This window comes from Erwinia sp. S38 (genome assembly GCF_016624545.1).
Classification (GTDB): domain Bacteria; phylum Pseudomonadota; class Gammaproteobacteria; order Enterobacterales; family Enterobacteriaceae; genus Erwinia; species Erwinia coffeiphila.
This window is the reverse complement of sequence record NZ_JACVTS010000010.1, coordinates 66,366-91,689: the sequence shown is the minus strand read 5'-3', so window position 1 is coordinate 91,689 and position 25,324 is coordinate 66,366. Positions and strand designations below refer to the sequence as shown.

Here is a 25,324-nt window from a genome sequence, read left to right as displayed (position 1 = left end):
ATTAGACCGATTTGAACTTTATTAGAACATTGATGGCATCTATAGTCATCGCTTTAAATACGTTTTTAGCTTTTAAAAACTCAGATCTTTTTAGTCTGTTAAATAGAACAATAATCAGCGATGCCCAAACAATTGCATAATACTTTGGATAAAACTTACGCGTTACAATCAATCTGTTTTTTACAGACAAATAGTCAGCCAGTATACTCTTGCTCTTTTTTATTGTAGATCCAAGCTTGTGGTAAACGATGCTCTCTTTCGCATAACAAATTCTATAACGTTTCTGGATTTTCAAACAAAAATCAATTTCCTCATAATAGAGGAAATAATCTTCCGAAAGCATTCCTAGCTCTCGTAAGGCACTGGCCCGAATAAGCATAGAAGCACCGATAACATAATCAATTTTCACGTTATCACAATGATACTCTTTAAGTTCGGAATAAGGTATATTTCCTAAAACATGCCATGTAGTGCAAAGTTTAGGATTGTACCCTCCCCCTACACCCTGCAAACGTTCACGGTCATCTTCAAGAAGTAAAACTGAGCCACAAATACCTATAGTGAGATCCTGCTGCATCTTATTATAAAGACCTGAAAATGAATTCTCAGTTACTTCCGTATCATTATTCAATAACCACACGTATTCACAATTTCGGTCTTTTAATGCAAGTGTAATTCCTCGGTTATTTCCACCAGCGTAACCGTAATTTTCATTATTCTGCATCAGGTAAATAGTTGGTTTTTCGCTCAGAGGACCAAATTCAGAAATGTCATTTTCACTCAGCTTAATAATATTTCGACGAACTAATGAGGTATTTTTAAATTGCAGAATGCTTTCATTTAGTTTTTCAAGAGAACTGTCACCTGAGTCATTATCACAAACAATTATACTCAAATTTGACGTATCAACTTGAAGTAAAGAATTAACACAATGAACAGTATCTTCGATATTTCGCCAATTTAAAATTATAACATAGTTCATTAAATGACCCTTTTGCTAATTATATCTTCCCATAAAATAGCAACACTTTTTGTACTATATTTAGTTGCCAATTCTTGACTTATTTCTTTGTTTTTATCCAACTCAACCTGGTTATCGTTTAACCAAATCAGTTTATCTTTTGCCTTTTCGAAAAAGGCATTCTCTGGTAGCAAATATTCCGACAGTGCTGTTGAGGCCAAAATTGTCTTCGGCCCTTGATGATCAACCGCTAGAGGAACACAGCCACAGGCCATTGCTTCAATTAATGCCATACCAAATAACTCTTCCCAACCGGGAACCTTCTTAGAGGGCAAAATAATTACATCGCTATTTCTTAATTCAGCTGCAATTTTATTCTTGTCGCTAACAAAACCAAGTAGAGAAAGATTACTAATTTTCTTTGATCGCTCAATTAAATATTCACTTAGCTGTCCATTGCCAATAATTTTAAATTTCAATTCTGGTAATTTTTCAGCCAAATCAGCTATCGTAGCAATCCCCTTATACGGCTCCAGCCTACCAAGAAAAGTTATTTTTAATGGCTTGATACTTGAGGGTTTATCGCTAAAAAATATATCTTGAGAAAATGAATGAAAAACAACATACGTCTTATCCACTGTTGATGGATAATGATGATTGATATTATCTTTCACATCTGGCGTGACAACAGCTAAAGCATTAACCCGCTCAAGAAAAACTGACCATTTATCTTTAATAAAACGACCAAAAACATGGCTTTTCTTAGGGACATTAGCTCCATCCCAATATAACCATGATGTGTGGTAGATACATTGACAACATTTCAAAATGCGCAACATGGGGAGTATAGAAGAGTCAAATGGTGCCATACCTACTACACAAAGTGTGCTTTTCAAGCTGCCAGGATTCAGCCAAACTCCCATAAACCAAAATAAATCTGAAATGATCGATGAGATACAGTCTTCTCTTTTTTTTCTCATAAAAAGATAGAGTCTTTTTATGATATTAAAACTACGAAACTCATATTTTACGTCATGACTTTTACACAAGGAAATTAAGCCAGAATAGTGGGAAGGTTCCCCATATTCATGAATTATAACTACACGACTAAATTTATGAACCATTTACAGCTCTCTCACTTTTTCTGATTTTATTGTAGAAATAAACCGTAACAATGGTGATTAATGTCTGCGTTGTATATACTGAAACAATAACGCCAGTTACTTTATAATGTAATATTAGAGGAATAGCATATAACATATGCAGCAAACCAAAAGTCACATAAATTTTACTAACTAGTTTACCCTCACCGAAACCTAATAGCCCCCAATTGCAATAGGCTGTTGCAACAGCAATGACCACAGGAAGAAAACTCAAATACTGCAGGTAGGGAATTGCGCCATTATAGCTATCACTTAGATAGTATTTAACTAAAATATCAGAGAAGAATAATAGAATTACTGCACAAGGTACTGTTATTGCCAGCAGTAAAACAGTACCTTTTTTGATTAACGATATGGCATAGCTTTTATTGTTAACCGCGGCATGCGCGATACGAGGATATAATGCCTGAGTTACTGGGCCAAATAGTGACTGAATTGCAATTCGAATCTTGTCTGCTGCATTATAATAACCAATATCCGATGCAGTGGTATGATAACTCAGTAACACCGTATTAAAGGTTGTATAAAAACTGATTGCCACCGTTGACAAAAAGACCGGCCAGCCCTCTTTCATGGTTAGAACTATATCTTTTGCTTTTGGAGCCATAAGACTGGCCAGTGATTTCTTCGCGATGTAGACGATAGCAAAAACGCCTGCAAGAAAATTCCCACCATTTAGCAGTAGCGCAGCAACATTCAGATCGTTTTCGTCTTTCACCAACACAAAAACTGCGGCCAAAAGTAGCATTTTTGCTAATGAAACGAAAAAGACGGGTACCTTCATTAACTCAGTTCCCTGAAATAACCACAGAGGGAACATTGCATTACCAATGACACCAAGGAAACAGCAAAACAGTAACGTTTCGTAGCCTTTTACGATATCAAGAAAAAGAACGACACCGATCATTCCGCCGACACAAACCAACAGCAGGAATAATTTTGCGGCCAAGGTATTACAGAAAATTTCTGATATACGCTTCTTATCATTGCGCCATACAGAAACTTCTCTTGTCGCAGTTATATTAAAACCATAATCAGTAACAATAATAAAATACTGCGTAATTGCCTGGCAAACCCCCATAACCCCAAATTGGGCTGGAGTAAAAACATGGCTTAGATAAGGTAGTGTGAGAAGAGGAAAAACATAGCCTACAATTTGTGAGAACATTAAGTAGAGCGTGTTTTTTTTTATACTTTGCATGATACAGTCATCAACTCATACAGTGACGTAGTTCGAGTAAATTCAATATATTAAAATACAGGCTGATCGCGGTCTTTTACCGATAATACCGGTTCAACCCGTAAAGGCCATGCAATATTCAGCGTCGGATCGTTCCAGATGATGCCCCGATCGCTTTCCGGATGATAATAATTCGTCGTCTTGTACAGAAACTCTGCACTCTCACTCAGTACCAGGAAGCCATGAGCGAACCCTTCAGGAATCCACATCTGCCGTTTGTTTTCAGCAGAAAGGTTTACACCGACCCACTTCGCATAAGTCGGAGAATCGGGGCGGAGGTCGACGGCAACGTCAAAGACCTCTCCGGCCGTGCAGCGCACCAGCTTACCCTGCGCGTAGGGTGCTAACTGATAGTGCAGTCCGCGCAGAACCCCACCGGCAGATTTAGAATGGTTATCCTGAACAAATTCGACCCTTCGCCCTACAGCTCCTTCGAAAGTCTTATGGTTAAAGCTTTCAAAGAAAAAACCGCGCTCATCGCCAAAAACTTTAGGTTCAAAAATCAATACGTCCGGGATCGCCGTGTGAATTACCTTCATGTCAGAACTGACCTTTAATCATTTTTAATAAATATTTGCCGTAATCATTTTTCGCGAGCGGCTCCGCCAGCTTTTTCACCTGCGCCGCATCGATAAAGCCCTTACGGTAGGCAATCTCTTCCGGGCAGGAAACCTTCAGCCCCTGGCGGTCTTCAATGGTTTTAATAAAATTACTGGCTTCAATCAGGCTGTGGTGCGTACCGGTATCCAGCCACGCATAGCCCCGGCCCATCATCGCCACTTTTAATGTCCCGCGTTCCATGTAGAGGCGGTTAATGTCGGTAATTTCCAGCTCGCCGCGCGGCGACGGCTTCAGGCTTTTGGCCATCTCAACAACGCTGTTATCGTAGAAATAAAGACCGGTTACCGCGTAGTTGCTTTTCGGCTCCAGCGGTTTTTCTTCCAGCGAAACGGCAATGCCCTGTTTATCGAACTCAACGACGCCGTAGCGCTCCGGATCGTTGACGTGATAGGCAAATACCGTTGCTCCGGAAGGCTGACTGACGGCTTCTTCCAGTTCTTTCGGCAAATCGTGGCCGTAGAAAATATTATCGCCAAGCACCAGCGCGCAGTTATCTTCACCGATAAACTCTTCACCGATGATAAAAGCCTGCGCCAGCCCGTCCGGACTGTCCTGCACTTTATACTGCAGATTCAATCCCCACTGACTCCCGTTGCCCAGCAGCTGCTCAAAGCGCGGCGTATCCTGTGGGGTACTGATAATCAGAATATCGCGTATCCCCGCCAGCATCAGCGTGCTGATAGGGTAGTAGATCATCGGTTTGTCGTAGATTGGCAGCAGCTGTTTACTTACCGCCATAGTGACCGGATAGAGGCGGGTTCCGGAACCGCCAGCGAGAATAATGCCTTTACGCTTCATAGTTTTCTCTTTTTTTAATTCTATCGCAGAGATTTAACGCGGGATCTGCGAATCGTTGAGTTCCTGCAGCATCCGCCGCACACCCACCTGCCACTCAGGCAGCGAAAGTCCAAATGTCGTGCAGAACTTATCGGTCGCCAGTCGGGAATTCAGCGGGCGGCGTGCTGGGGTCGGATAACTGCTTGTCGGCACCGCATGCAGATTTTTTAACGCAAGCTCGACACCATTTTTTCTAGCTTCGGCAAAAACGAATTGGGCATAGTCGAACCAGCTTGTCGTGCCGGATGCCACCAGATGATATAGCCCTGCCGCATCAGGTCTGCGCTGAACCGCGCGAATAGCGTGTGCGGTACAGTCCGCAATTAAATCAGCTCCCGTTGGTGCACCAAACTGATCGTTAATCACCGACAGCTCTTCACGCTCGGCAGCAAGACGCAGCATGGTTTTGGCAAAGTTATTTCCCCGGCTGGCATATACCCAACTGGTGCGGAAAATCAGGTGATTTTCACAGAAACGTTGGATTGCCCGCTCACCCGCCAGCTTGCTGGCACCGTAAACGTTTTGCGGACCTGTGGCATCACTCTCCTGCCACGGGCGATCGCCCTCCCCCGGGAAGACATAATCGGTGGAGTAATGTACCAGCAGCGCGCCCAGCTGATGGGCTTCCTTTGCCAGGACCTCAACGGTTGCGGCATTGACCTGATGCGCCTGCTCAGCTTCCGACTCGGCTTTGTCTACCGCCGTCCAGGCAGCAGCATTGACAATCGCATCGGGGCGCAGCTGACGAACGGTATCGGCGAGATCCTGCGGACGCGTGAAATCACCGCAATAGTCAGTTGAATCAGAGGCCAACGCGGTCAGTTGTCCAAGTGGAGCAAGCGCACGCTGTAGTTCCCAGCCCACCTGACCGTTTTTTCCCAACAGTAGAATTTTCACGGCAGACGCTCGCTGTAGTTTTGCGTAATCCACGTCTGATAAGCACCGCTTTTCACGTTGCTGACCCAGCTGGAGTTATCCAGATACCACTGTACGGTTTTACGAATGCCGCTTTCAAAGGTTTCCAGCGGCTGCCAACCCAACTCACGGCCGATCTTTCCGGCATCGATCGCATAGCGGCGATCGTGGCCCGGACGGTCAGCGACATAGCTGATTTGCTGGCGATAGCTCTGCCCTTTCGGCACCATCTCGTCCAGCAGATCGCAAATCGTTTCCACCACCTGCAGATTCTGTTTCTCGTTGTGGCCGCCGATATTATACGTTTCGCCCACGGTTCCATTGGTCACCACGGTGTACAGCGCCCGGGCGTGGTCTTCGACATACAGCCAGTCGCGGATCTGATCGCCTTTGCCGTAAATGGGCAAGTTTTTACCTTCCAGCGCGTTAAGAATAACCAGCGGGATTAACTTTTCCGGGAAGTGATAAGGCCCATAATTGTTGGAGCAGTTGGTCACCACCGTTGGCAGACCGTAGGTACGCAGCCAGGCGCGAACCAGATGGTCGCTGGAGGCTTTAGAAGCCGAATAGGGGCTGCTGGGCGCGTAGGAGGTGGTTTCTGTGAACAGCGGCAGGTTGTTTTGCCCATCGCTAACTTCATCAGGATGGGGAAGATCGCCATACACCTCATCGGTCGAAATATGATGGAAACGGAAAGCCTCCTTGCGTGAGGCATCCAGCTCGCTCCAGTACTGACGCGCCGCTTCCAGTAAGACGTAGGTTCCGACGATATTGGTCTCAATAAAATCAGCGGGTCCGCTGATCGAGCGATCGACGTGGCTCTCAGCCGCCAGATGCATAACCGCATCAGGCTGATGGCGAGCAAAGATAGCGGCCATCGCGCTTTTATCGCAGATATCTGCCTGTTCAAAGGCATAACGGGGATCTGAACTCACCGTTGCAACAGATTCAAGGTTACCTGCGTAGGTGAGTTTATCAACATTGATGACGCTGTCTGCGGTTTCACTGATGATATGGCGCACGACGGCCGAACCGATAAATCCGGCTCCGCCGGTCACTAAAATTTTCACACGGTCTCTCTCTTATAATAATGCCTGGCAAATCGCGCCGGGACAGATAGGGCCCCGGCGCCTGCACTTTCCAGTTAGCCTATTTTACGGCCAGGAAGCGCCCAAAAGTCACTTTGAGTCTTTCCAACGATTTCATGGCATACAGCAGTGAAATAAAGCTGCCGACAAACAGGGCGAGCTGCCAGTTATCAGGCACGCGGCAGCCTTCAAGGATAATGCCGATCATGCCACTGAATACCTGCGCAGAAGTCATGATCACCAACGTCCAGCGCCCGCTAAGACCTGCACGCATCAGGATATGGTGCATGTGCTCGCGGTCGGGGCGGAACGGGCTACTGCCACGGCGAATACGCGCAATCATCACACGCATCATGTCCATAAGCGGCACCGCAATCAGCCATAGCGCGGTTACCGGGCTCATAATCGCATCCTGCCCCTGAGAGGCGACAATCAGCAGCCAGATCACCGTAAAACCAATGAGCATGCTGCCCGCATCACCCATAAAGACCTTGAACTTTCTGCCCCATGGAATACCAAGGTTGAGCAGAATATAAGGCAGGCAGGCCGCCATCAGGCACATGCACCACATCGCCATATCATCATTGCCGCCCATGATAAACACGATGCCCAGCGAGCCAAAGGTGACGCAGGAGAGTGCGCCTAACAATCCGTCAATGCCGTCGACCATGTTGAAAGCGTTAATGGCTGCAATAACGGCAAAAAGGGTAATCACATAACCAAAGGTTCCCAAAATCAGCTGGTAACCGAACAGGATATTACCCAGTGAGGATAAATAGAGCCCGTTGTACATCATAATGCCCGCTACCGCCGCCTGCAGACCCATACGCGGCATCACCGGCAGGTCAAACCTGTCATCAAGCACCCCCACCAGCAGCAGCAGCGTGGCGCAAATCATATAAATATCGAAATCAGGCAGCCACGCAGGCTGCAGCGCATAGAGAATCCACAAGGAAAAGTAGACAGAAACGCCGCCGACCAAAGGGATATGCCCGCTATGGTGCTTACGCGCGTTTGGCTTGTCCACCAGCCCCACTTTGCGAGCTATTTTCCTCGCAATAAACAACAGCGCTAAAGCCCCCAGAAAGATGAGAACGATCTCTTGCATATGTGCACCAATGCTCACTTAGCTTTTTGCATTTCGCTCAATGAAACCACGCTACCGCCCCTGGCACAGCAATCCAGTCCACTAAACGCGATTTCCCCTACTCAAGCATAGTCAGACTATCCTGCCTGGCTAAATTTTTTCTTCAGATAACTCCTGGAAACAAAATCTCATCAAGGATTACCAAAAGAATCACTAATTCTCCCGCCTCGGCATGAGGCATACAAGTTTAATTTGAAAATTTTTATGAAGAGTAGGGATAATTGCTTTATGTGCGCAATTAAACAGCAGGGGAGCTGTTTTTTTTGCCCTGCTAACGTTAAAAATTCGTTATTGGGAATTTTCCCATATAATTCATGATATATGAGCAATTCACAAAATTTTTCATTTTACAGCGAGCAAAAAAAAAAGCTCCCACTGAGGGAGCTTTCGATGTAGTAACAAGTGAAATTGATTACTAACGATAACCATTTGGGTTATTTGACTGCCAGTTCCACGTATCGCGCATCATCTCATCAATGCCGCGTGAAACCCGCCAGTCGAGTTCGCTATCAGCCAGAGACGCATCAGCCCAGAAAGCGGCCAGATCGCCATCACGACGCGGAGAAACCTGATAGGGTACCGGCCGGCCGGAAGCTTTCTCGAAAGCCTTAACCATTTCCAGTACCGAATAACCCTTACCGGCGCCCAGATTATAGGCCTTATAACCGTTAATCGCAGACAGATGGTCCAGCGCTTTAAGATGCCCTTCTGCCAGATCCATCACGTGAATATAATCACGTACGCCAGTACCGTCTTTGGTTGGATAATCATCACCAAAGATACCCAGTTTTTCCAGGCGACCGATTGCGACTTGTGCAATATACGGCAGCAGGTTATTAGGTATTCCGTTAGGATCTTCACCAATCAAACCGGATTCATGCGCACCGACCGGATTGAAATAGCGCAGGGCAATCGTTTTGAACGCGGGATTGGCTTTGGCATAGTCGCGCAGAATCTGCTCAACCATCAATTTCGATGTGCCATAAGGGCTGGTTGTGCCACCAATCGGCGTAGTTTCCACATAGGGAACCGGTGCATCGGCACCGTAAACGGTGGCCGAAGAACTGAAGATAAACTGGTTAACGCCCGCGCTGCGCATCTCTTCCAGCAGCACCAGCGTACCGGTAACGTTATTCTGGTAATACTCCAGCGGCTTACGCGTTGATTCCCCTACTGCTTTCAGCCCGGCAAAGTGGATCACCGCGCTGATATTGTGGCTGGCGAAAATATCCCGCAGGCAGGCACGATCGAGAATATCGCCTTCGCGGAAAGTCGCGGTTTTACCCGTCAGCTTTTCAACACGATTCACCGACTCTTTCGAGGCGTTGCTCAGATTATCCAACACCACCACATCATCACCGCGGGTCAGCAGTGACAGTACAGTATGGGAACCGATATAGCCTGCTCCACCCGTTACTAAAATAGCCATTCAGACTCCTTCACGCAGCGGGCAGACCCGCGGCACCCTCAGATTGTTATTTTGCCAGAATTTTTTTCACTGCATCGCGGAAATCACGTCCCTGGGCGTTATTACGCAGCCCCCAGGTCACGAAAGCCTGCATGTAACCCAGCTTGCGTCCGCAGTCAAAGCTTTGCCCCGTCAGCAGATGCGCATCAACCGGACGTTTTTTGCTCAAGTTAGCGATGGCGTCGGTTAACTGATAACGTCCCCACGCGCCAGGTTCCAGATTTTCCAGCTCGGACCAGATATCGGCAGAAAGCACGTAGCGACCAACGGCAGAGAGGTCAGAATCCAGCGCCTGCGGCTGCTCTGGTTTTTCAACATAATCGACAATCTGACTAACGCGGCCAGGAATAGTCAGCGGATCTTGGGTGGTGATCACCGAGTATTCAGAAAGATCGGCTTCCGGCATGCGGTTAACCAGCACCTGGCTACGGCCGGTTTCTTCAAAGCGAGCTACCATCGCGGCCAGGTTGTAACGCAGCGGGTCCGCTGAAGCGTCATCCAGCAGCACATCCGGCAGCAGCACAACAAAAGCTTCGTCGTGCAGCATTGGGCGGGCGCACAGCAGGGAGTTCGCGAGACCCAGTGGCTGCGGCTGACGCACGTTCATAATGGTGACGCCCGGCGGACATATGGACTGAACTTCGCTGAGCAGCTGGCGCTTAACGCGAGCCTCAAGCAGCGCTTCCAGTTCGTAAGAGGTATCAAAATGGTTTTCTACTGCATTTTTAGAAGCGTGGGTGACCAGTACAATTTCCTTAATGCCCGCTGCCACGCACTCGTCGACGATATACTGAATCATCGGCTTATCAACGATCGGCAACATCTCTTTAGGAATCGCTTTTGTAGCAGGGAGCATATGCATACCGAGACCCGCGACCGGGATAACTGCTTTAAGCTTGGTCATAATTTTTCCATATAAATGAAGTAATAAGCGTTCGCTGATTATGCATTATCGGTGCGATCCTTAAGTATAATCTTAATCTGAAAATTGTTCAGCGGTCAGTGCCAATTAAAACTCAAGGAACCAGCGAAATCGCTCGTTAATATGCAGTTAGTACGGCTCAATAATATGCTACGCCACCGGCAATAAAACCAGCTTAAACGGGATAATTTTAGGCTTTATGGTCAATAAATAGTTCATTCCGCATAAGTCAATAAATGATAATAATCGGCAATGCTTCAGCAGGGGGTTATCAGTTGAAATCACGGGGATTCACACTCATCATTACGCAACAACTTTTGGTTAACAGGTAAAAACAATGTTCGAATGGATCGCCGACCCGTCAATCTGGGCCGGACTGGTCACCCTGGTGGTGCTGGAATTAGTGCTGGGCATTGATAACCTGGTGTTTATCGCCATCCTGGCGGAGAAACTTCCCCCTGCCCTGCGCGACCGCGCTCGCGTTACCGGCTTACTGCTGGCGCTGTTGATGCGCCTGATGCTGCTGGCCTCTATCTCCTGGCTCTCTTCCCTCACGGCTCCGCTGTTCTCAATTGCCGGGCATGCTTTTAGTGCGCGCGATGCGATTATGCTGGTTGGCGGGGTCTTTCTTTTGTTCAAAGCCACCGTTGAACTGAATGAACGGCTGGAAGGTAAAGATGAAGAGCAAAATCCGCAAAAACGCGGTGCGCGATTCTGGCCCGTTGTGGCACAAATCGTGGTACTGGATGCGGTATTTTCCCTCGATTCTGTGATCACCGCCGTGGGTATGGTGGACCACCTGGCGGTGATGATGGCTGCGGTGATCATCTCGATCATGCTCATGCTGCTGGCCAGTAAACCGCTGACCCGCTTCGTGAACGGCCACCCGACGATTATTATTCTCTGTCTGAGCTTCCTGCTGATGATTGGTTTCAGCCTGGTCGCCGACGGTTTTGGCTATCACATTCCTAAAGGCTACCTCTACGCCGCCATCGGATTCTCGGTGATGATTGAGGCGCTGAATCAGCTTTCCCAGTTCAACCGCCGTCGGTTCCTGTCGGCTAAAGCCCCGCTGCGCAAGCGTACCGCTGAAGCAGTTTTACGCCTGCTGCGCGGCAGCCATGAACCGGCTGAACTTGACGCGGAAACCGCCTCTCTGGTGGCCAGTAACGCCGCGCCAAAAGCGATTTTTAATAAGCAGGAGCGGATGATGATTGCGCGGGTGCTGGCAATGGGCCAACGCAGCGTCAGCAGCATCATGACCTCCCGCCATGATATCCAGCACATTGACCTTGCCGAATCGCCGGAAGAGATTATGTCCCGCCTGGACAATAATCAGCACACGCGCCTGATCATTACTGAAAATAGCGAAGAGCCGCTTGGCGTGGTTCATGTGATTGAACTGCTGAAACAGGCACTGCACGGCAACAGCCTCGATCTGCGGGCCTTAATCCGTCAGCCGCTGGTGTTCCCTGAACAGCTACCGCTGCTGCCCGCACTGGAGCAGTTCCGCAATGCACGCACCCACTTTGCCTTCGTGGTGGACGAGTTTGGTTCGGTGGAAGGCGTGGTCACGTTGAGTGACGTGATGGAAACGATTGCCGGTAATCTGCCAAACGAGGGGGAACGGCTGGACCCTCGTTACGATATTCAGCAAAACGCCGACGGCAGCTGGACGGCTAACGGGCATATGCCGCTGGACGATTTGACGATGTACCTGCCGCTGCCGCTGGATGAAAAGCGTGAATACAATACGCTGGCGGGACTGCTGATGGAACATTTGCAGCACGTGCCGCAGGTCGGGGAAGAGGTGCAGATAGGTGATTATCTGATCCGCACCCTGCAGGTAGAAAACCATCGGGTACAAAAAGTGCAGATCGTACCGCCACCGGCGGAAGAGGAATAGAAGTACAGCATATTGCGCAGGCTCAGCATTTTCGCCAGCCTGCGCAGGATAACGCCACGTCATTTCCGGCGCTGGGGTTGTAAGAAAACGCGGTGAAACGGCACAACGCGCGGCAGATGAGATAAAACGTGACGGCATGAGATGTAAGAACTGCTACCGGCTTACATATCCTTCAGCAGCTTTTTCACATCGTTACGTTTTTCATTTTCCGGGTTGCGCCCCATCCACTCTTTCAAGCGCTGTTTCGCTTCATCACGCAACTGCTGGCGCAGCACCTGATCGACTTTCAGGCTGTAGTTAATCGTCGACCACGGGCCGTAAATCCGCAGCGGCACCGGCGTTTGCTGCAAACGCCTGACCAGCGTGTCATCACCCTGCCAGCCGCGCATCACCGTTACGCCAAAGTTAATATCCAGCTCCCTTTTTGCCAGATCGACATTACCGCTGCCGGTATAGTTCAGAATGGTCGACTGCGCATTCAGCTCAGGGAAGGTAACCAGGCCGTTATTCAGCGTGGCGTGGCCGCTAATCTGCTGCAGGATCGGCTGGTCGTTACGCTCGCCGCGCACTTTGTCGCTGTTCCCTTCCACAGCACGCTGTATCAACTGCTGGAAGTTAAGCCCGGCAAACTGGGCGTTATCCAGCTTGAGATCCGCACTCCCCTGCCACTGATGATTAAATTCAGCCACGGTTAAGCCATTGCCGCTGAAATCACCGTCCAGCGACAGCTCGCCGCTAATGGTATCAGGCAGGTTAAATGCTTTTAACAGGGGACCGATACCAACACGCTGAAATGAAGGCTTAAGTGCGACACGGGTCTGTGAGCTACGGACGTCAATACTTCCCGGCAGGGAGAACGTACCGCCGTCAGCCTGGCCCTGCAGTCTGACCAGACTGAGCAAGCCCTGCTGATTCGTCGCCTCCAGATCCACCGCATCCATATCGATGCCGCGCCAGCGAAGTTTAGCCATTTTCAAACCGATTTTACCGTCGATGGCATTCAACGGTGAGTCCGCATTGTTGACAGGCGCTGATTCAGCGATCACCGGCGCACGTCCGGTACGCTGACTCTGCTGCGCCGCATCGGCGTTAGTGGTTTCTGGAATGCCTAACAGTGAATCCATATTCAGCGTTGCCGAACTGAGATCCGCCACAACCTGCGGCCGGTTACCGAGACTGCCGGTAATAGTCCCGCTCAGCTGACTGTCATTGGCACTGAGCTGAATGTCGCTAAGGCTGAAGCGCTGATTAGCATTATCCCAGCTGGCTGCCATAGCCGCCTGGCCTTTAATCCCGGTTTGCGGCAGATCGGCACCCTGCAGCTGATAGTCGAGCTGTTTAATAGCGGCGTTTATCTGGCGGGGATAGTGGGTGATATCAAGTTCGCTGCTGAACTGCAGGCGCAGATCGCGCTGATCGCGGCTAATTCGGCTGCTGAATTCAAGATTAACCAGTCGCGGCTGAGTCTGATCGAGCCGCAGATTAAAATCGCGAACGTTAAGCTGCTCGCCGTTATCCTGCTGCCAGACCAGCAAACTGTCGACAATCCGCAGGTGAGAAATATCGAACCGCCAGCCGCGTGTCACATCTTCAATCACCGACGGCGGCGAACTGCCTTCAGGACCGATAGGAGCGTCGGCAGGTCGCTGGCGCTCGCTTTCCGGGATCAGCCGCACAACGGCATTTTTAAGCATGACCTGTTTTACGGAAAGCTGGTGGGAGAGAAGAGGCAGAAGATTGACATCCAGGCGCATGTTTTCCGCACTGAGCACGGGCTGAGAAGCCCCCTGCGCGGTCAGCGTGACCGGCCCGGAAAGAATACTCAGCTGCGGCCAGACGTGCCAGCGCAACTCGCCTTTCAACGCAAGCTGATAGCCGCTGCGCTGCTCAACCTGCTGAGCCATATAGGCGCGAAAATCATTGGGATTGACCAGCAGAACGAGTGCGGTCATTCCGGCCACCATCACCACCAGTAGAATGGCCAGTGTGGTTATCAATCTTTTCATGCCTTTGCCACCTTTAGTCTTTGTCGATTCGACTGGCAACCGCGCCCTGCTGACCTTTATATTTCGCATCCTGGCGGCTGTTGTACGGGCGTGCTGCCGGGCCCGATAGCGGTTCAAAGCTCAGTGCGCCGATCAGCATACCGGGGCGAAGAGCCAGCGGAAGTTTACCGGAATTGTAGAACTCCAGCACAATACGCCCCTGCCAGCCGGGATCGATACGATGCGCGGTCACATGTACCATCAAGCCCAGCCTGGCGAGCGATGAACGCCCGTCAAGCCAGCCGACCAGATCGTCAGGCAGCGTCACCGACTCAAAGGTTACCGCCAGCGCCAGCTCCCCCGGATGCAGAAAGAACGCTTCGCCTTCCGGCAGAACGATTTCGTCGCTCATCACTCGATCCAGCGCAGCGCTGACTTCATGCTTTGGTCCGCTCAAATCAATAAACGGAGCCGTGTGGCCGCGAAACGTGCGGAACTGGTTGCCTAGTCGGACATCAACCGTGGCACCACTGATGCGTTCCACCGGCGGGCGCGGGGTGATGCCCAGTTTGCCATTATCGAGCCAGGCTTCAATATCGCGGTCACATAATCTCATAACGGAAACTCCAACCTATTCAGAAATGCTTAAAAGCGGCGACGAGAACAACGGGAAAGCGCACCGTTCGACCTCCGTAGCCTGCCCGCCAGGCGGGCCTGCAAGGGTTACTCAAAGAACTGATTAATCTTCGCCTTGAGGATATCAATAGCGATGCGGTTTTTCCCGCCGCGCGGCACGATAATATCCGCATACTGCTTTGATGGTTCAATAAACTGCAGGAACATCGGGCGAACTGTCTTCTGATATTGAGCCATCACCGAATCCATTGAGCGGCCACGCTCATTTACATCACGTTTCATGCGGCGCATCAAACAGATATCGAGCGGAGTGTCGACGAAGATCGAGAAATTCATCTCCTGACGCAGGCGTGCATCGGTCAGCAGCAGGATGCCTTCGAGGATAATGACCTTCTTCGGCTTCAGCGTGATGGTTTTTTTCTCACGCGTATGCTCAACATAGCTGTAGACCGGCAGTTCAATCGACTGCCCGGCCTTCAGCATTTGCAGATGCTGAAGCAGCAGCGTGTGATCCATGGCACTCGGGTGGTCGTAGTTAGTTTTAACCCGTTCTTCCATCGTTAAATGGCTTTGGTCTTTGTAATAGGCATCCTCCGGGATCACGCCAATATTTTCATCACCCACGCGATCGCGGACTTCACGATACAGCGTACTGGCGATAAGACTTTTCCCCGAGGCTGAAGCGCCTGCGATACCTACGATGACGCACTGATGCGACTTGTCAGCCATAAATTAACGACCTGATTCCGAGACAAAATGAAAGGATAAATAGCCAGCTTCCTGAAATATGAAGGGCATAGCGCGCGCAATTATAGGGAGTTCACCCATCTGATGCCAGAAAAAAGCATCCCCGGCGTTTTCAGATTATACCGTTAGATAATATGCTGGCGTGCGGTTAAAGTACGACAAGCAAAAAAGCCTCAAGGAAACAGCGTGCCAGATCACATAATGCATCTTTTGACCTATTTCGGTGACAGCATGCTGTTACTGCCGACTGCGGTCATCATCGCCTTCCTGCTGCGCTGGAAAAACGACGACAAACGCGCCGTCTGGTTCTGGCTGCTGGCGTTCGGCTGTGCGGGACTGGTGGTCAGCCTGTCAAAAATCGCCTTCCTCGGCTTTGGGATTGGCAGCGTGCGCTTTAACTTCACCGGCTTCAGCGGCCACAGTGCCATGTCCGCCACCCTGTGGCCAGTAATGTTCTGGCTGCTGAGCGGCCGGCTTTCCGTAATATGGCGGCGCGTTCTGCTGATCGCGGGTTATCTTATCCCGGTTATCGTTGGGATATCACGCCTTGAACTCAACGCTCATTCAGTGAGCGAGGTGATTGCCGGCCTGGTTCTGGGCTTTACACTTAGCACCGCCTTTCTGCTCAGCCAGCGTACCGTTCGGCCAAGGGGTTTTTCACTGGCGCAGCTGTGCATCGCGCTGCTGGTGCCCGTGCTTCTTTTCAGTAACGGACGTGTTGCCACTACTCAGCAGTTTCTGCAAAAGCTGTCTGCACAAATTGCCGGCATCGAACACCCGTGGACGCGCGCGGATCTGTTAAAAATCAAGCAATAAACTCGACTTAATCTGGGGCATTTCTCGCAGGTTTTTTGTGCCATCCACTTCAAGCTGGTTTTCTTGTGCTAGCATGGCTTTAGAGATAAAGATTGCGCCGCTGCCAGGCGCCGTGCTGGATAAGTGTGGATGGCCTCAGAAACGTTAGCCAATGTACAACATAGCCGGACGCAGTGGCTGAACAGCCTGCTGCTGGGTTTACTGAGCCTGGCATCCACCCTTTACTGCCTTGAGTTGATTAAAATCAGCGGCCAGATCTCACCGCTGTGGTTTTCCACCGCGCTGATGACCATCGTGGTATTTCGTAATCCTGTACGTCACCTGCCGCTGCTGTTGAGCGGCTGCATGGTAGGGGTGATCTGCGCCAATGCGATTATTCTTGGCCCAGGCCTCTCCAATCTGAAATTCCCGTTAATCAATCTGGCCCAGGCGCTGATGGGCGGCGTGATGCTGCGCCTGCTGCTGGATCACCACGCTCCGCTGAATACGCTGTACAGCTGGGTAAAAATGATGCTGGCGGTCGGCCTGTTCACCCCGTTTATTGGCGCGATGCTGGCCAGCGCGCTGCTGAATATCCCCGCCGCTTCACTGACGCAGTTTTTCTCAACATGGGTTGCTTCAGAGGTCATCGGTATGCTGGCGCTCGGTCCGGTAGCACTGTTGTGGCAGCGCGACTCGTTGATGAAGCATCGGGTGCTGATCGAGACGGTACTCACCCTGCTGGTCACCCTTACTCTTAGCTGGCTGGCCCTGCGCTTTCTGCCGTGGTCGTTTGCCTTCGTGATTGTCATTCTGTTTTACAGCGCCGTGCGTTTGCCGCGGCTGGCCGCGTTCATCGTTTATCTTGTGACAGTATCGATGATCTCATTGATGCTGGCGCTAAACCTGATCCCGCAGGACTTTATCAGCGCACCGTTGCTGGTCTCGGTTCCCTGGCTACCCTTCCTGCTGGCGCTGGTGCCCAGCCATTTAATGACCCTGGTGATGCACTCGTTCCGCGAAGAGCGCAAGCATATCTCGGAGAGTGAAACCCGCTTTCGCCATGCGATGGAATATTCGGCGATCGGCATGGCGCTGGTGGCACCCGGCGGTCAGTGGCTGCAGGTCAATAAATCGCTGTGCCGCCTGCTTGGCTATCGCCAGGATGAACTTGAAGGAATGACCTTCCAGCAGCTTAGTCATCCCGACGATCTGAATGCCGATTTAATACAGATGAATGCCCTGCTGGCCGGAGAGATCGCCAGCTACAGTATGGAAAAGCGCTATCTTCGCAGCGACGGCCAAACCGTCTGGGCGCTGCTGGCCGTTTCTCTGGTGCGCGATAGCGAACAGCAGCCACTCTATTTCATATCGCAAATAGAGGATATAACCGGGCTTAAGCAAACCGAGAAGGTCAATCAGCAGCTGATGGAGCGCATCACCCTGGCGAATGACGCTGCCGGAATCGGCGTATGGGAGTGGAATCCGATCACCGGAGAAATGACCTGGGACAGGCGCATGTTCCAGCTCTACCATCTGCCGCCAGGCGCGATTATCACCCAGCAAAGCTGGATGAACTGCCTGCTGCCCGCCGATCGAAAAAAGGTGATGGCCTTACTTGATGACGCGATGAAAAACACCTCGCCGATTGACGTTGAGTACCGTATTGAAACCAGCTCGGGTATTCGCTACATCCGCTGCCAGGGCAATATGGTAGCGGACGAACCCGGCCAGTCTTCGCGTATGTTAGGGATTAATCAGGATGTCACCGCATTTCGCCAGCTGACCGACGCCCTCGATCAGGAAAGGGAGCGCATGCACATCACGCTGGATGCCATTGATGAAGCGGTGATCAGCACCGATGAAGAGATGCAGGTGATCTTTATGAATCCGGTGGCGGAAAAAATGACCGGCTGGCCTCAGCACCATGCGGTGGGCAAGCCTATCGCTGAAATCTTGCAGATCACTCACGGTGGTGAAGGGCCAGAACAGGAGATCGTCCTCAGCTGCGCCCTGCCGAAAAATACCAAACCCGCTGACTCCCCGGACCAGGATCTCGTCCTGCACAATCGCGCCGGCGAGGTGTTTGCCATCAACTACAGCCTGTCGCCGCTGAGCACCCAGGAAGGCGACAATATCGGTAGCGTCATGGTTATCCAGGACGTCAGCGAGTCGCGGGAAATATTTAAACGCCTGCGCTACAGCGCCTCTCACGATATGCTTACCCGCCTGCCGAACCGCGCCAGCTTTGAGCAGCGTTTGAAAGTGTTGCTGATGCCGCAGGAGAATCAGCACATGCATCACGTGCTGGCCTTCGTCGACCTGGACCGCTTTAAGGCGGTAAATGACAGCGCCGGCCACGCCGCCGGGGATGCATTGCTGCGTGAGCTGTCGACGCTGATGATGCGCCAGCTGCGCGGCAGCGACTTCCTCGCCCGTCTTGGCGGCGATGAATTTGGCATGCTGCTGCCGGAATGTTCGCTGGAGGACGCCAGCGAGATCGCCAGTCGCCTGGTCGCCACCATCAGTCAATATCAATTCCTGTGGAAAGGTCACGAGTTCTCTGTTGGAGCCAGCGCCGGGTTGACCATTTTTGACAGCAGCAGCAACGCGGTTGAAGTGATGACACAGGCCGATATCGCCTGCTATCAGGCCAAAAACAGCGGTCGGGGCAAGATTGCGGTTTACGGCGAAGCAACGGATCACGACCTGCCTCCGACACCGGGCATCTCCCCCCTCCCCCGTTAATAAAACCACTATATCCCCTTGCTCTGCCGACACGGCCAGGCTAAAGTCGCCCCCTTTTTTTCCCCACTCAGCGGAGAGAACGATGTTTATCGGTTTCGACTACGGTACGGCCAACTGCTCGGTCGCCATCATGGACCAGGGCCAGCCAAAAATGCTGCCACTAGAGCAGGGTTCCCCCTATTTACCCTCAATGCTGTGTGCGCCAACCCGTGAAGCCGTCAGTGAATGGCTGTTCCGCCATCATCAGGTCCCTACGCCGCACGCTGAGAGCCAGGCGCTGCTGCGGCGCTCCGTCGCTTTCAATCGCGAAGAAGATATTGAAGTCACACCGGCCAGTGTGAAGTTCGGTCTGGCCTCGCTGGCACAGTATATGGACGATCCGGAAGAGGTGTGGTTTGTAAAATCACCGAAATCGTTCCTTGGTGCCAGCGGCCTGAAGCCGCAGCAGGTCGCGCTGTTTGAGGACCTGGTCTGCGCAATGATGCTGCATATTCGTCAGTCGGCGGAAAGCTCGCTGAACGACAGCGTGACCCAGGCGGTGATTGGCCGTCCGGTCAACTTCCAGGGGCTGGGCGGTGACGACGCCAACCAGCAGGCTGAAGGCATTCTGGCCCGCGCGGCCAGCCGTGCCGGTTTTAGCGATGTGATTTTCCAGTTCGAGCCGGTAGCCGCCGGTCTGGACTTTGAAGCCACGCTAAGTAAGGAAAGCCGCGTACTGGTCGTCGACATCGGCGGCGGAACCACCGACTGCTCGATGCTGCTGATGGGACCGCAGTGGCACGATAAATCCGATCGCAGCGGCAGCCTGCTGGGTCACAGCGGTTGCCGCGTAGGCGGTAACGATCTGGATATTATGCTGGCCTTTAAGGAGCTGATGCCGCTGCTGGGTCTGGGCGGTGAAACCGTGAAGGGAATGGGCCTGCCTGCCCTGCCGTGGTGGAATGCGGTGGCGATTAACGACGTTCCGGCACAGAGTGATTTCTATGCCGCGGCCAGCAACAAGCTGCTGCAGGATCTGATCCGTGATGCGCGCGAGCCGGAGAAGGTGAAGCGCCTGCTGAAAGTCTGGCGTCAGCGCCTGAGCTATCGTCTGGTGCGTGCGGCGGAAGAGAGCAAGATTGCGCTTTCCGATCGGCCGCAGACGCTGGCGGGATTAGATTTTATCGACAACGGGCTGGCAACGGATATCAGCGTGGCGGCGCTCCAGGCGGCGATTAACCAGCCTCTTGAGCGGATTCAGGAACAGGTTGCGCTGGCGCTGGAGACCAGCGGCACGAAGCCCGACGTGATTTATCTGACCGGCGGCAGCGCGAAGTCACCTGTTCTGCGCCAGGCGTTGCAGCGTCAACTGCCGGATATCCCGCTAACCAGCGGCGATGATTTCGGTTCAGTTACGGCGGGGCTGGCGCGCTGGGCGCAGGTGATGTTCCGCTGATAGGCGCATGATAGCGCAATGGAAACGTTGCGGAGTTCGTGCACCAATCTTTCGCTATTATCCACCTCATCGCTTCACACGGTTGCGGCATAAGCCGCAACCCAATTTAGTCCCTGCACCCTTATTTCTGTTACCTACCCCATCGCTCTGCCACACATAAAAACAGGACCTTTCATATCGCATTGCTCCGATTAGCATAACGTTGTAGTGTGAATACCTTATCCCGTTGTAACTTATAATCTCGCTGATACAGATACTTATCCATTACCCCTGTCATTTTTGCAACACTCCAGGGCCGGCGCAGCAGAACTATGTTGAGGATGACATGTTATTAAAGTATGCCTTTATTGAGAAACATCTGGTTTATAAAAACATTACAATTAATCTGGATAACAAATACGATTTTGCCTTTGATCCTGAGCGACGTCTTTTAATGCTCACCGCCGGTAAAGAAAGTGTTCCGGATGGTTTCTTTGCGGAGAACATTGGTATAAGTTGCCTGATCGGCAAAAATGGTTGCGGAAAAACCTGTTTAATGGATTTTTTAAACTCCATTAAAAAAGATAAAAAAGGCAGATTTCATTCGAATTCTGAATACACTGCTGTTTTTCAACACAACGAAACTTACTACGTTCTATATGTTAAAGAGGGAATCCATTACTCTGGAAAAGGGACAGCTGAAAAAAATGAGCAGGGCCTGCTGGTCAGATTAACGGAGCACCCCAGCAACGAATTTCCGAATTATCATTCGATTTATCTCTCGTCGAATAACACCAATATGATTAAGTCCGGAATCGTCAATGCCGATAATGATTATTCTGTTGGCAATGAGCAAAGATATAATGGTCTGCACAACCTGAAAGAAGCCTATTTGTTTATTGACAGCCTGCCGTTTAACAATGAACTCGACGAATTGTGTCAGGGGAAATCGATACGATTGGTTATCACAGACCGCTGGTTGAGTCAGCTTAATCTATCAGAAATCATTGGCAATAACTACGGCAGAAAAAACTTCACCAGTCAAATAAAAAAAATGAAGAGGAATTTCTTCAACAATAAAATTTCATTTGTTAAACTCATTTTAATGCGAATCATTACAGCTAACTTGTATCGAAGAAAAAACACAACGCAGGGCTATTCAATACAAAAAATTGTAGAGATTTTCCGCAAAGATCATATTACAAACATTTATCATGGTTCAGGAATCCTATTTCCCGAAACGCCTTTATTTTTCGATGAACAGTTAGACAGACACGTCAACAATCTGGCGGAAATTATTGATACCAACCCGGATAAAAATGAAATTCAACTGAACTTTTCAATTCATAACCCACAACATCTCAGCACACTTAAATTTATGCTGAAAGCTTCAACAAGCAATGAGATTATCGCCGAAGGATATAAATATTATATTTACCCCCCTTTCAGTACCGGCCAATGGAAACGGATTGATCTTGCCTGTAAAATAAATGATATAGATAATGAAATTGAACCAGGTCAGTGCGTAAATTTATTTATTGATGAACCTGATGCGGATTTACACCCTGAATTACAAACCCAGCTGATCGCTTGGGTGGTTTCCTTACTAAAGGACAAAGATAAAAGCAAACATTTCAACGTCATTATATCAACTCATAACCCACTGATTTTATCAGACTTTCCACGAAGAAAAGTATTATATCTCGGTGAGAATGGTATGATTAATCTGAAAACGAAAACATTGGGTGCTAATGTCTATGACTTGTATAAAAATAGTTTTTTGGTTACTAACGTGGTAAGTGAATTTATCAGGAACAAGATCCACAAAGCCATAGAGGAAAAAAGCATCTCCGATTTATCATTCCTGATCGGAGAGGTTTCCGAACCGCTAATTGTACAATCTTTGACTGCTACTCTTAACAAACTTATCATGGCAGAGGGCAGCCATCATCAGCGCCTCAATAGCCTGATTGACGAACTCAGTGAATCGGAGAAAGAATTTTTACGCCGGAGGTTGAACCATGACTGAGCAACAAACGTTATTTCTATGCTGGTTCTTTCACGGTAACTTCTTTAGCACGTTAAAAACGAAAATCAAGAAAGAAATCCGGAGTGGAAAAAACCAGTTCCGAACCATTTTCTTTGACAATAATCGGAGTCATGTCAATCTATTTATTGGCGAAGATATCCCAAAAATCAATAATAAAAATTTCACGAAAGTGCAAGAGAACTATTTACATCAGCCTCACATGGCTTATCTAAAAGATATTATAGTCGGCAATATCTCTGCCGATGCCAGCTCTCCAAATAACATTGAAAGTAGGCTAGATCGCCATGGTCACAGGATTTTAAAAAATTCCCATGATAATGCCGAAGCATTCATGATCAAACAGTATGAAAACTTTCGCAATAGCAAACGATGCATTAATTATGTAAAAACGCTTAATGGTCAGGTATGCGGTTATTGTGACAAGGGTATATTAGATTGTACCGACAGCGCATTTTATGGCGATCTGGATCATATCAAAGACAAGGTAACTCATTATTATTACGCCATTAATATCAACAATCTTGTACCTTGTTGTAAAGTGTGTAATCAAAAAAAATCTCAGCAGCCTGTTATATTTAATCCGACAGCCGAAAAGCTTGACGATATTTTTGATTTTTATATCGACGATGAAGATTTGATCAATGCTCTGTTTAGCTTACAAACAAATAAAGATATCAGTGTCAAACTGAGAGAAAAAAACACCTCTATGGCGCCGAAACTGGCAAATTTGAATCAAGTTCTGGCATTAGATGACCGTTATAAAAATTCAGGATTAGTTGTGACCCATCTTGCGCAGTTGAAAAAAGTGTATAACGACGACTATATTAATGCAGTTACTGCTTTATTGGGCCCCCACTACTCTCCGGCTCAAATTAAAGCCTTTTTGCTAGGGGAGTTCGCCAGAACACCAAACGAGAAGATCCAGCCCTTCACTAAGCTGGTGCGCGATCTGGCATTCCAGATGCGTTTGTTTGAATAGCCGAAGCGGAGCCGGGTATCCAATCGCCCGGCATATCGCAGAATAAGCCCGAGGCTTACCCTTTACGTCTATTAATGATTGCGCGGGCACAGCGGCCAATCAGCGGAACGGCAATCATTGCCAGAATCACCGAGACGATAGCCAGGAAGAGCAGCACGGAGACGATTGGGTTAAGCACGCCACCAAGGCTGGTGATATGGCTGAACGAGGCAAAGCGCTCTGGCGGCATATCGCGCAGGATAGCTCCTGGCAGGATCATAAAGAACACCAGGCTGACCGGCAGGTAGACGATAAAGATCTTTTTCTTGTTCATACGGTTTGCCTCACGGCGGTGGGAACATGTACAGGGCGGTGATGATACCTCAAAGCCGCGAGTTGCATCAACGCGTTGCCGTGTGGTTCGCTGCGGAACAGGAGTATGGGGGCAGTCTCTGCTGCTGCTCCAGGGCTGTCCCCTTTCAGAATTTCATCGCTTTTAGATTGTCAGGCAACACGAAGGTCAGAAAGCAGGCGGGTTGTGCCCCCGAGAGGGCAATCCACAGCGCTGAACGCAGAGAGGAAGCCAGGATTCGCCAGCAGGGAAGCTGGCGAAAGTCACAGCCGGGCCAGGACGGCCCGTCTGGGGCGGTCCGGGAGGCTGACGAACGAAGTGAAGGAACCGCGCAGCGGCGCGAGGACCGCCCGAACGGGGGCACAACCCGCCAGCGCTAACTCCAGGCTTTGCAAACAACTCAGTAACTACTGACCTCAGAAAGCAAACGCTTATCCGCATCAGTCAGCTTCAGCTGAGTCGCCTTCGCCAGCTCATCCACCTGCGCAAGCGACGTCGCACTCACGATCGGCGCGGTAATGCTCGGGCGCGCAATCTGCCAGGCCAGCGCCACCTGCGTTGGCGAAGCATGATGCGCCTCGGCCACCTCCACCAACGCATGCACAATCTTCAAGCCGCGATCGTTCAGATACTTCTCCACCACGCCCTGCCCGCGTGCACTCTTCGCCGCATCTTCCGGCTTGCGGTACTTACCGCTGAGGAAACCGCTGGCCAGCGAATAATAGTTAATTACCCCCAGCCCATGCTCCTCTACCACCGCTTCCAGACCGCTTTCGTAGCCTTCGCGATCGTACAGGTTATATTCCGGCTGCAGCGTCTCATAGCGCGCCAGGCCGGCATCCGCACTGATTTTCAGCGCTTCACTCAGCCGGTCGGCGGAGTAGTTTGAGGCACCGATAGCACGCACCTTGCCCTCTTTAATTAATGCATCAAAGGTAGCCAGCGTATCCTGTAATGGCGTATCTTCATCATCGCGGTGCGCCTGATACAGATCGATATAATCGGTTTGCAGACGTTTGAGGGAAGCTTCAACCGCCTGGCGAATGTATTTAGGTGCCAGACCGGTTTTACCGTCGCCCAAATCCATCCCCACCTTGGTGGCCAGAATGATTTTGTCGCGTTTACCGCTCTGCTTCAGCCAGTTACCGATGATGGTTTCTGATTCGCCGCCCTCGTTGCCGGGAACCCAGCGCGAATAAACATCGGCGGTATCAATAAAATTCAGGCCTTTCTCCACCAGTGCATCCAGCAGGGAAAAAGACGTTGATTGATCGGCCGTCCAGCCAAAAACGTTACCCCCAAAGGTCAGTAGCGGAACCTGAATGCCGGAACGACCAAGCTGGCGATGTTCTGAAGTACTCATTTCAATCT

Annotated in this window: 21 protein-coding genes; 6 read left to right on the top strand and 15 right to left on the bottom strand. The window is 50.1% G+C overall.

What is annotated here, in order from left to right; genetic code table 11:
• Position 1 precedes the first annotated feature (1 nt).
• From IBT46_RS12940 to galF, 10 genes are all read right to left on the bottom strand, one after another.
• Positions 2-982: a glycosyltransferase family 2 protein gene (locus tag IBT46_RS12940; protein ID WP_200546003.1), complete on the bottom strand. Its 981-nt coding sequence runs from the start codon at positions 980-982 to the stop codon at positions 2-4.
• The gene (locus IBT46_RS12935; protein ID WP_200546002.1) at positions 982-2,085 is read right to left on the bottom strand and encodes a glycosyltransferase family 4 protein; all 1,104 of its coding nucleotides are present in this window, start codon (positions 2,083-2,085) and stop codon (positions 982-984) included. The genes IBT46_RS12940 and IBT46_RS12935 overlap by 1 nt, the downstream gene beginning before the upstream one ends.
• Positions 2,075-3,325 (bottom strand): flippase, encoded by a 1,251-nt coding sequence (locus tag IBT46_RS12930; RefSeq protein ID WP_200546001.1) that lies wholly within the window; start codon positions 3,323-3,325, stop codon positions 2,075-2,077. Before IBT46_RS12930 ends, IBT46_RS12935 begins: the two co-directional genes overlap by 11 nt.
• A gap of 50 nt (positions 3,326-3,375) precedes the next feature.
• Positions 3,376-3,903: a dTDP-4-dehydrorhamnose 3,5-epimerase gene (rfbC, locus tag IBT46_RS12925; RefSeq protein WP_200546000.1), complete on the bottom strand. Its 528-nt coding sequence runs from the start codon at positions 3,901-3,903 to the stop codon at positions 3,376-3,378.
• A 1-nt stretch (position 3,904) separates the two neighbouring features.
• The gene (gene rfbA / locus IBT46_RS12920; RefSeq protein WP_200545999.1) at positions 3,905-4,783 is read right to left on the bottom strand and encodes a glucose-1-phosphate thymidylyltransferase RfbA; all 879 of its coding nucleotides are present in this window, start codon (positions 4,781-4,783) and stop codon (positions 3,905-3,907) included.
• A gap of 33 nt (positions 4,784-4,816) precedes the next feature.
• Complete coding sequence (gene rfbD / locus IBT46_RS12915; RefSeq protein WP_200545998.1) at positions 4,817-5,719, bottom strand: dTDP-4-dehydrorhamnose reductase; 903 nt, start codon at positions 5,717-5,719, stop codon at positions 4,817-4,819.
• Entirely contained in the window at positions 5,716-6,807 is a 1,092-nt protein-coding gene (gene rfbB / locus IBT46_RS12910) for a dTDP-glucose 4,6-dehydratase (protein ID WP_200545997.1), read from the bottom strand. The genes rfbD and rfbB overlap by 4 nt, the downstream gene beginning before the upstream one ends.
• Positions 6,808-6,886: 79 nt before the next feature.
• Positions 6,887-7,933: a UDP-N-acetylglucosamine--undecaprenyl-phosphate N-acetylglucosaminephosphotransferase gene (gene wecA, locus IBT46_RS12905; RefSeq protein ID WP_200545996.1), complete on the bottom strand. Its 1,047-nt coding sequence runs from the start codon at positions 7,931-7,933 to the stop codon at positions 6,887-6,889.
• A 454-nt stretch (positions 7,934-8,387) separates the two neighbouring features.
• The gene (gene galE / locus IBT46_RS12900; RefSeq protein WP_200545995.1) at positions 8,388-9,401 is read right to left on the bottom strand and encodes a UDP-glucose 4-epimerase GalE; all 1,014 of its coding nucleotides are present in this window, start codon (positions 9,399-9,401) and stop codon (positions 8,388-8,390) included.
• Positions 9,402-9,447: 46 nt separating this feature from the next.
• Positions 9,448-10,344 (bottom strand): UTP--glucose-1-phosphate uridylyltransferase GalF, encoded by an 897-nt coding sequence (gene galF / locus IBT46_RS12895; RefSeq protein ID WP_200545994.1) that lies wholly within the window; start codon positions 10,342-10,344, stop codon positions 9,448-9,450.
• A gap of 355 nt (positions 10,345-10,699) precedes the next feature.
• Between galF and IBT46_RS12890 the strand changes: the two genes are divergently transcribed.
• Positions 10,700-12,268, top strand: coding sequence for a TerC family protein (locus IBT46_RS12890; RefSeq protein ID WP_200545993.1), 1,569 nt, complete (start codon positions 10,700-10,702; stop codon positions 12,266-12,268).
• Positions 12,269-12,429: 161 nt separating this feature from the next.
• Here the strand turns inward: IBT46_RS12890 and asmA are convergent, their stop codons facing one another.
• The 3 genes from asmA to udk form a co-directional block, all read right to left on the bottom strand.
• Entirely contained in the window at positions 12,430-14,274 is a 1,845-nt protein-coding gene (gene asmA, locus IBT46_RS12885) for an outer membrane assembly protein AsmA (RefSeq protein ID WP_200545992.1), read from the bottom strand.
• 13 nt (positions 14,275-14,287) lie between these two features.
• Positions 14,288-14,869: a dCTP deaminase gene (gene dcd, locus IBT46_RS12880; RefSeq protein WP_200545991.1), complete on the bottom strand. Its 582-nt coding sequence runs from the start codon at positions 14,867-14,869 to the stop codon at positions 14,288-14,290.
• Between the two features lie 107 nt (positions 14,870-14,976).
• Complete coding sequence (gene udk / locus IBT46_RS12875) at positions 14,977-15,618, bottom strand: uridine kinase (protein WP_123334955.1); 642 nt, start codon at positions 15,616-15,618, stop codon at positions 14,977-14,979.
• A gap of 219 nt (positions 15,619-15,837) precedes the next feature.
• Between udk and IBT46_RS12870 the strand changes: the two genes are divergently transcribed.
• The 5 genes from IBT46_RS12870 to IBT46_RS12850 all read left to right on the top strand — a co-directional run bounded on the left by IBT46_RS12870 (position 15,838) and on the right by IBT46_RS12850 (position 23,622).
• Positions 15,838-16,452 (top strand): phosphatase PAP2 family protein, encoded by a 615-nt coding sequence (locus IBT46_RS12870; protein WP_200546085.1) that lies wholly within the window; start codon positions 15,838-15,840, stop codon positions 16,450-16,452.
• Positions 16,453-16,581: 129 nt separating this feature from the next.
• Positions 16,582-19,179, top strand: coding sequence for a diguanylate cyclase (locus tag IBT46_RS12865; RefSeq protein WP_200545990.1), 2,598 nt, complete (start codon positions 16,582-16,584; stop codon positions 19,177-19,179).
• Positions 19,180-19,261: 82 nt separating this feature from the next.
• Complete coding sequence (yegD, locus tag IBT46_RS12860; protein WP_200545989.1) at positions 19,262-20,614, top strand: molecular chaperone; 1,353 nt, start codon at positions 19,262-19,264, stop codon at positions 20,612-20,614.
• A 325-nt stretch (positions 20,615-20,939) separates the two neighbouring features.
• A complete protein-coding gene (locus IBT46_RS12855) occupies positions 20,940-22,622 on the top strand; it encodes an AAA family ATPase (RefSeq protein WP_200545988.1) in 1,683 nt (560 codons plus the stop codon).
• Complete coding sequence (locus IBT46_RS12850; protein ID WP_200545987.1) at positions 22,615-23,622, top strand: hypothetical protein; 1,008 nt, start codon at positions 22,615-22,617, stop codon at positions 23,620-23,622. The genes IBT46_RS12855 and IBT46_RS12850 overlap by 8 nt, the downstream gene beginning before the upstream one ends.
• 55 nt (positions 23,623-23,677) lie before the next feature.
• On the opposite strand, the gene IBT46_RS12845 is transcribed toward IBT46_RS12850, so the two are convergent.
• Positions 23,678-23,935, bottom strand: coding sequence for a hypothetical protein (locus tag IBT46_RS12845; RefSeq protein WP_200545986.1), 258 nt, complete (start codon positions 23,933-23,935; stop codon positions 23,678-23,680).
• Positions 23,936-24,353: 418 nt separating this feature from the next.
• A complete protein-coding gene (locus IBT46_RS12840; RefSeq protein WP_200545985.1) occupies positions 24,354-25,316 on the bottom strand; it encodes an aldo/keto reductase in 963 nt (320 codons plus the stop codon).
• Positions 25,317-25,324: the final 8 nt, after the last annotated feature.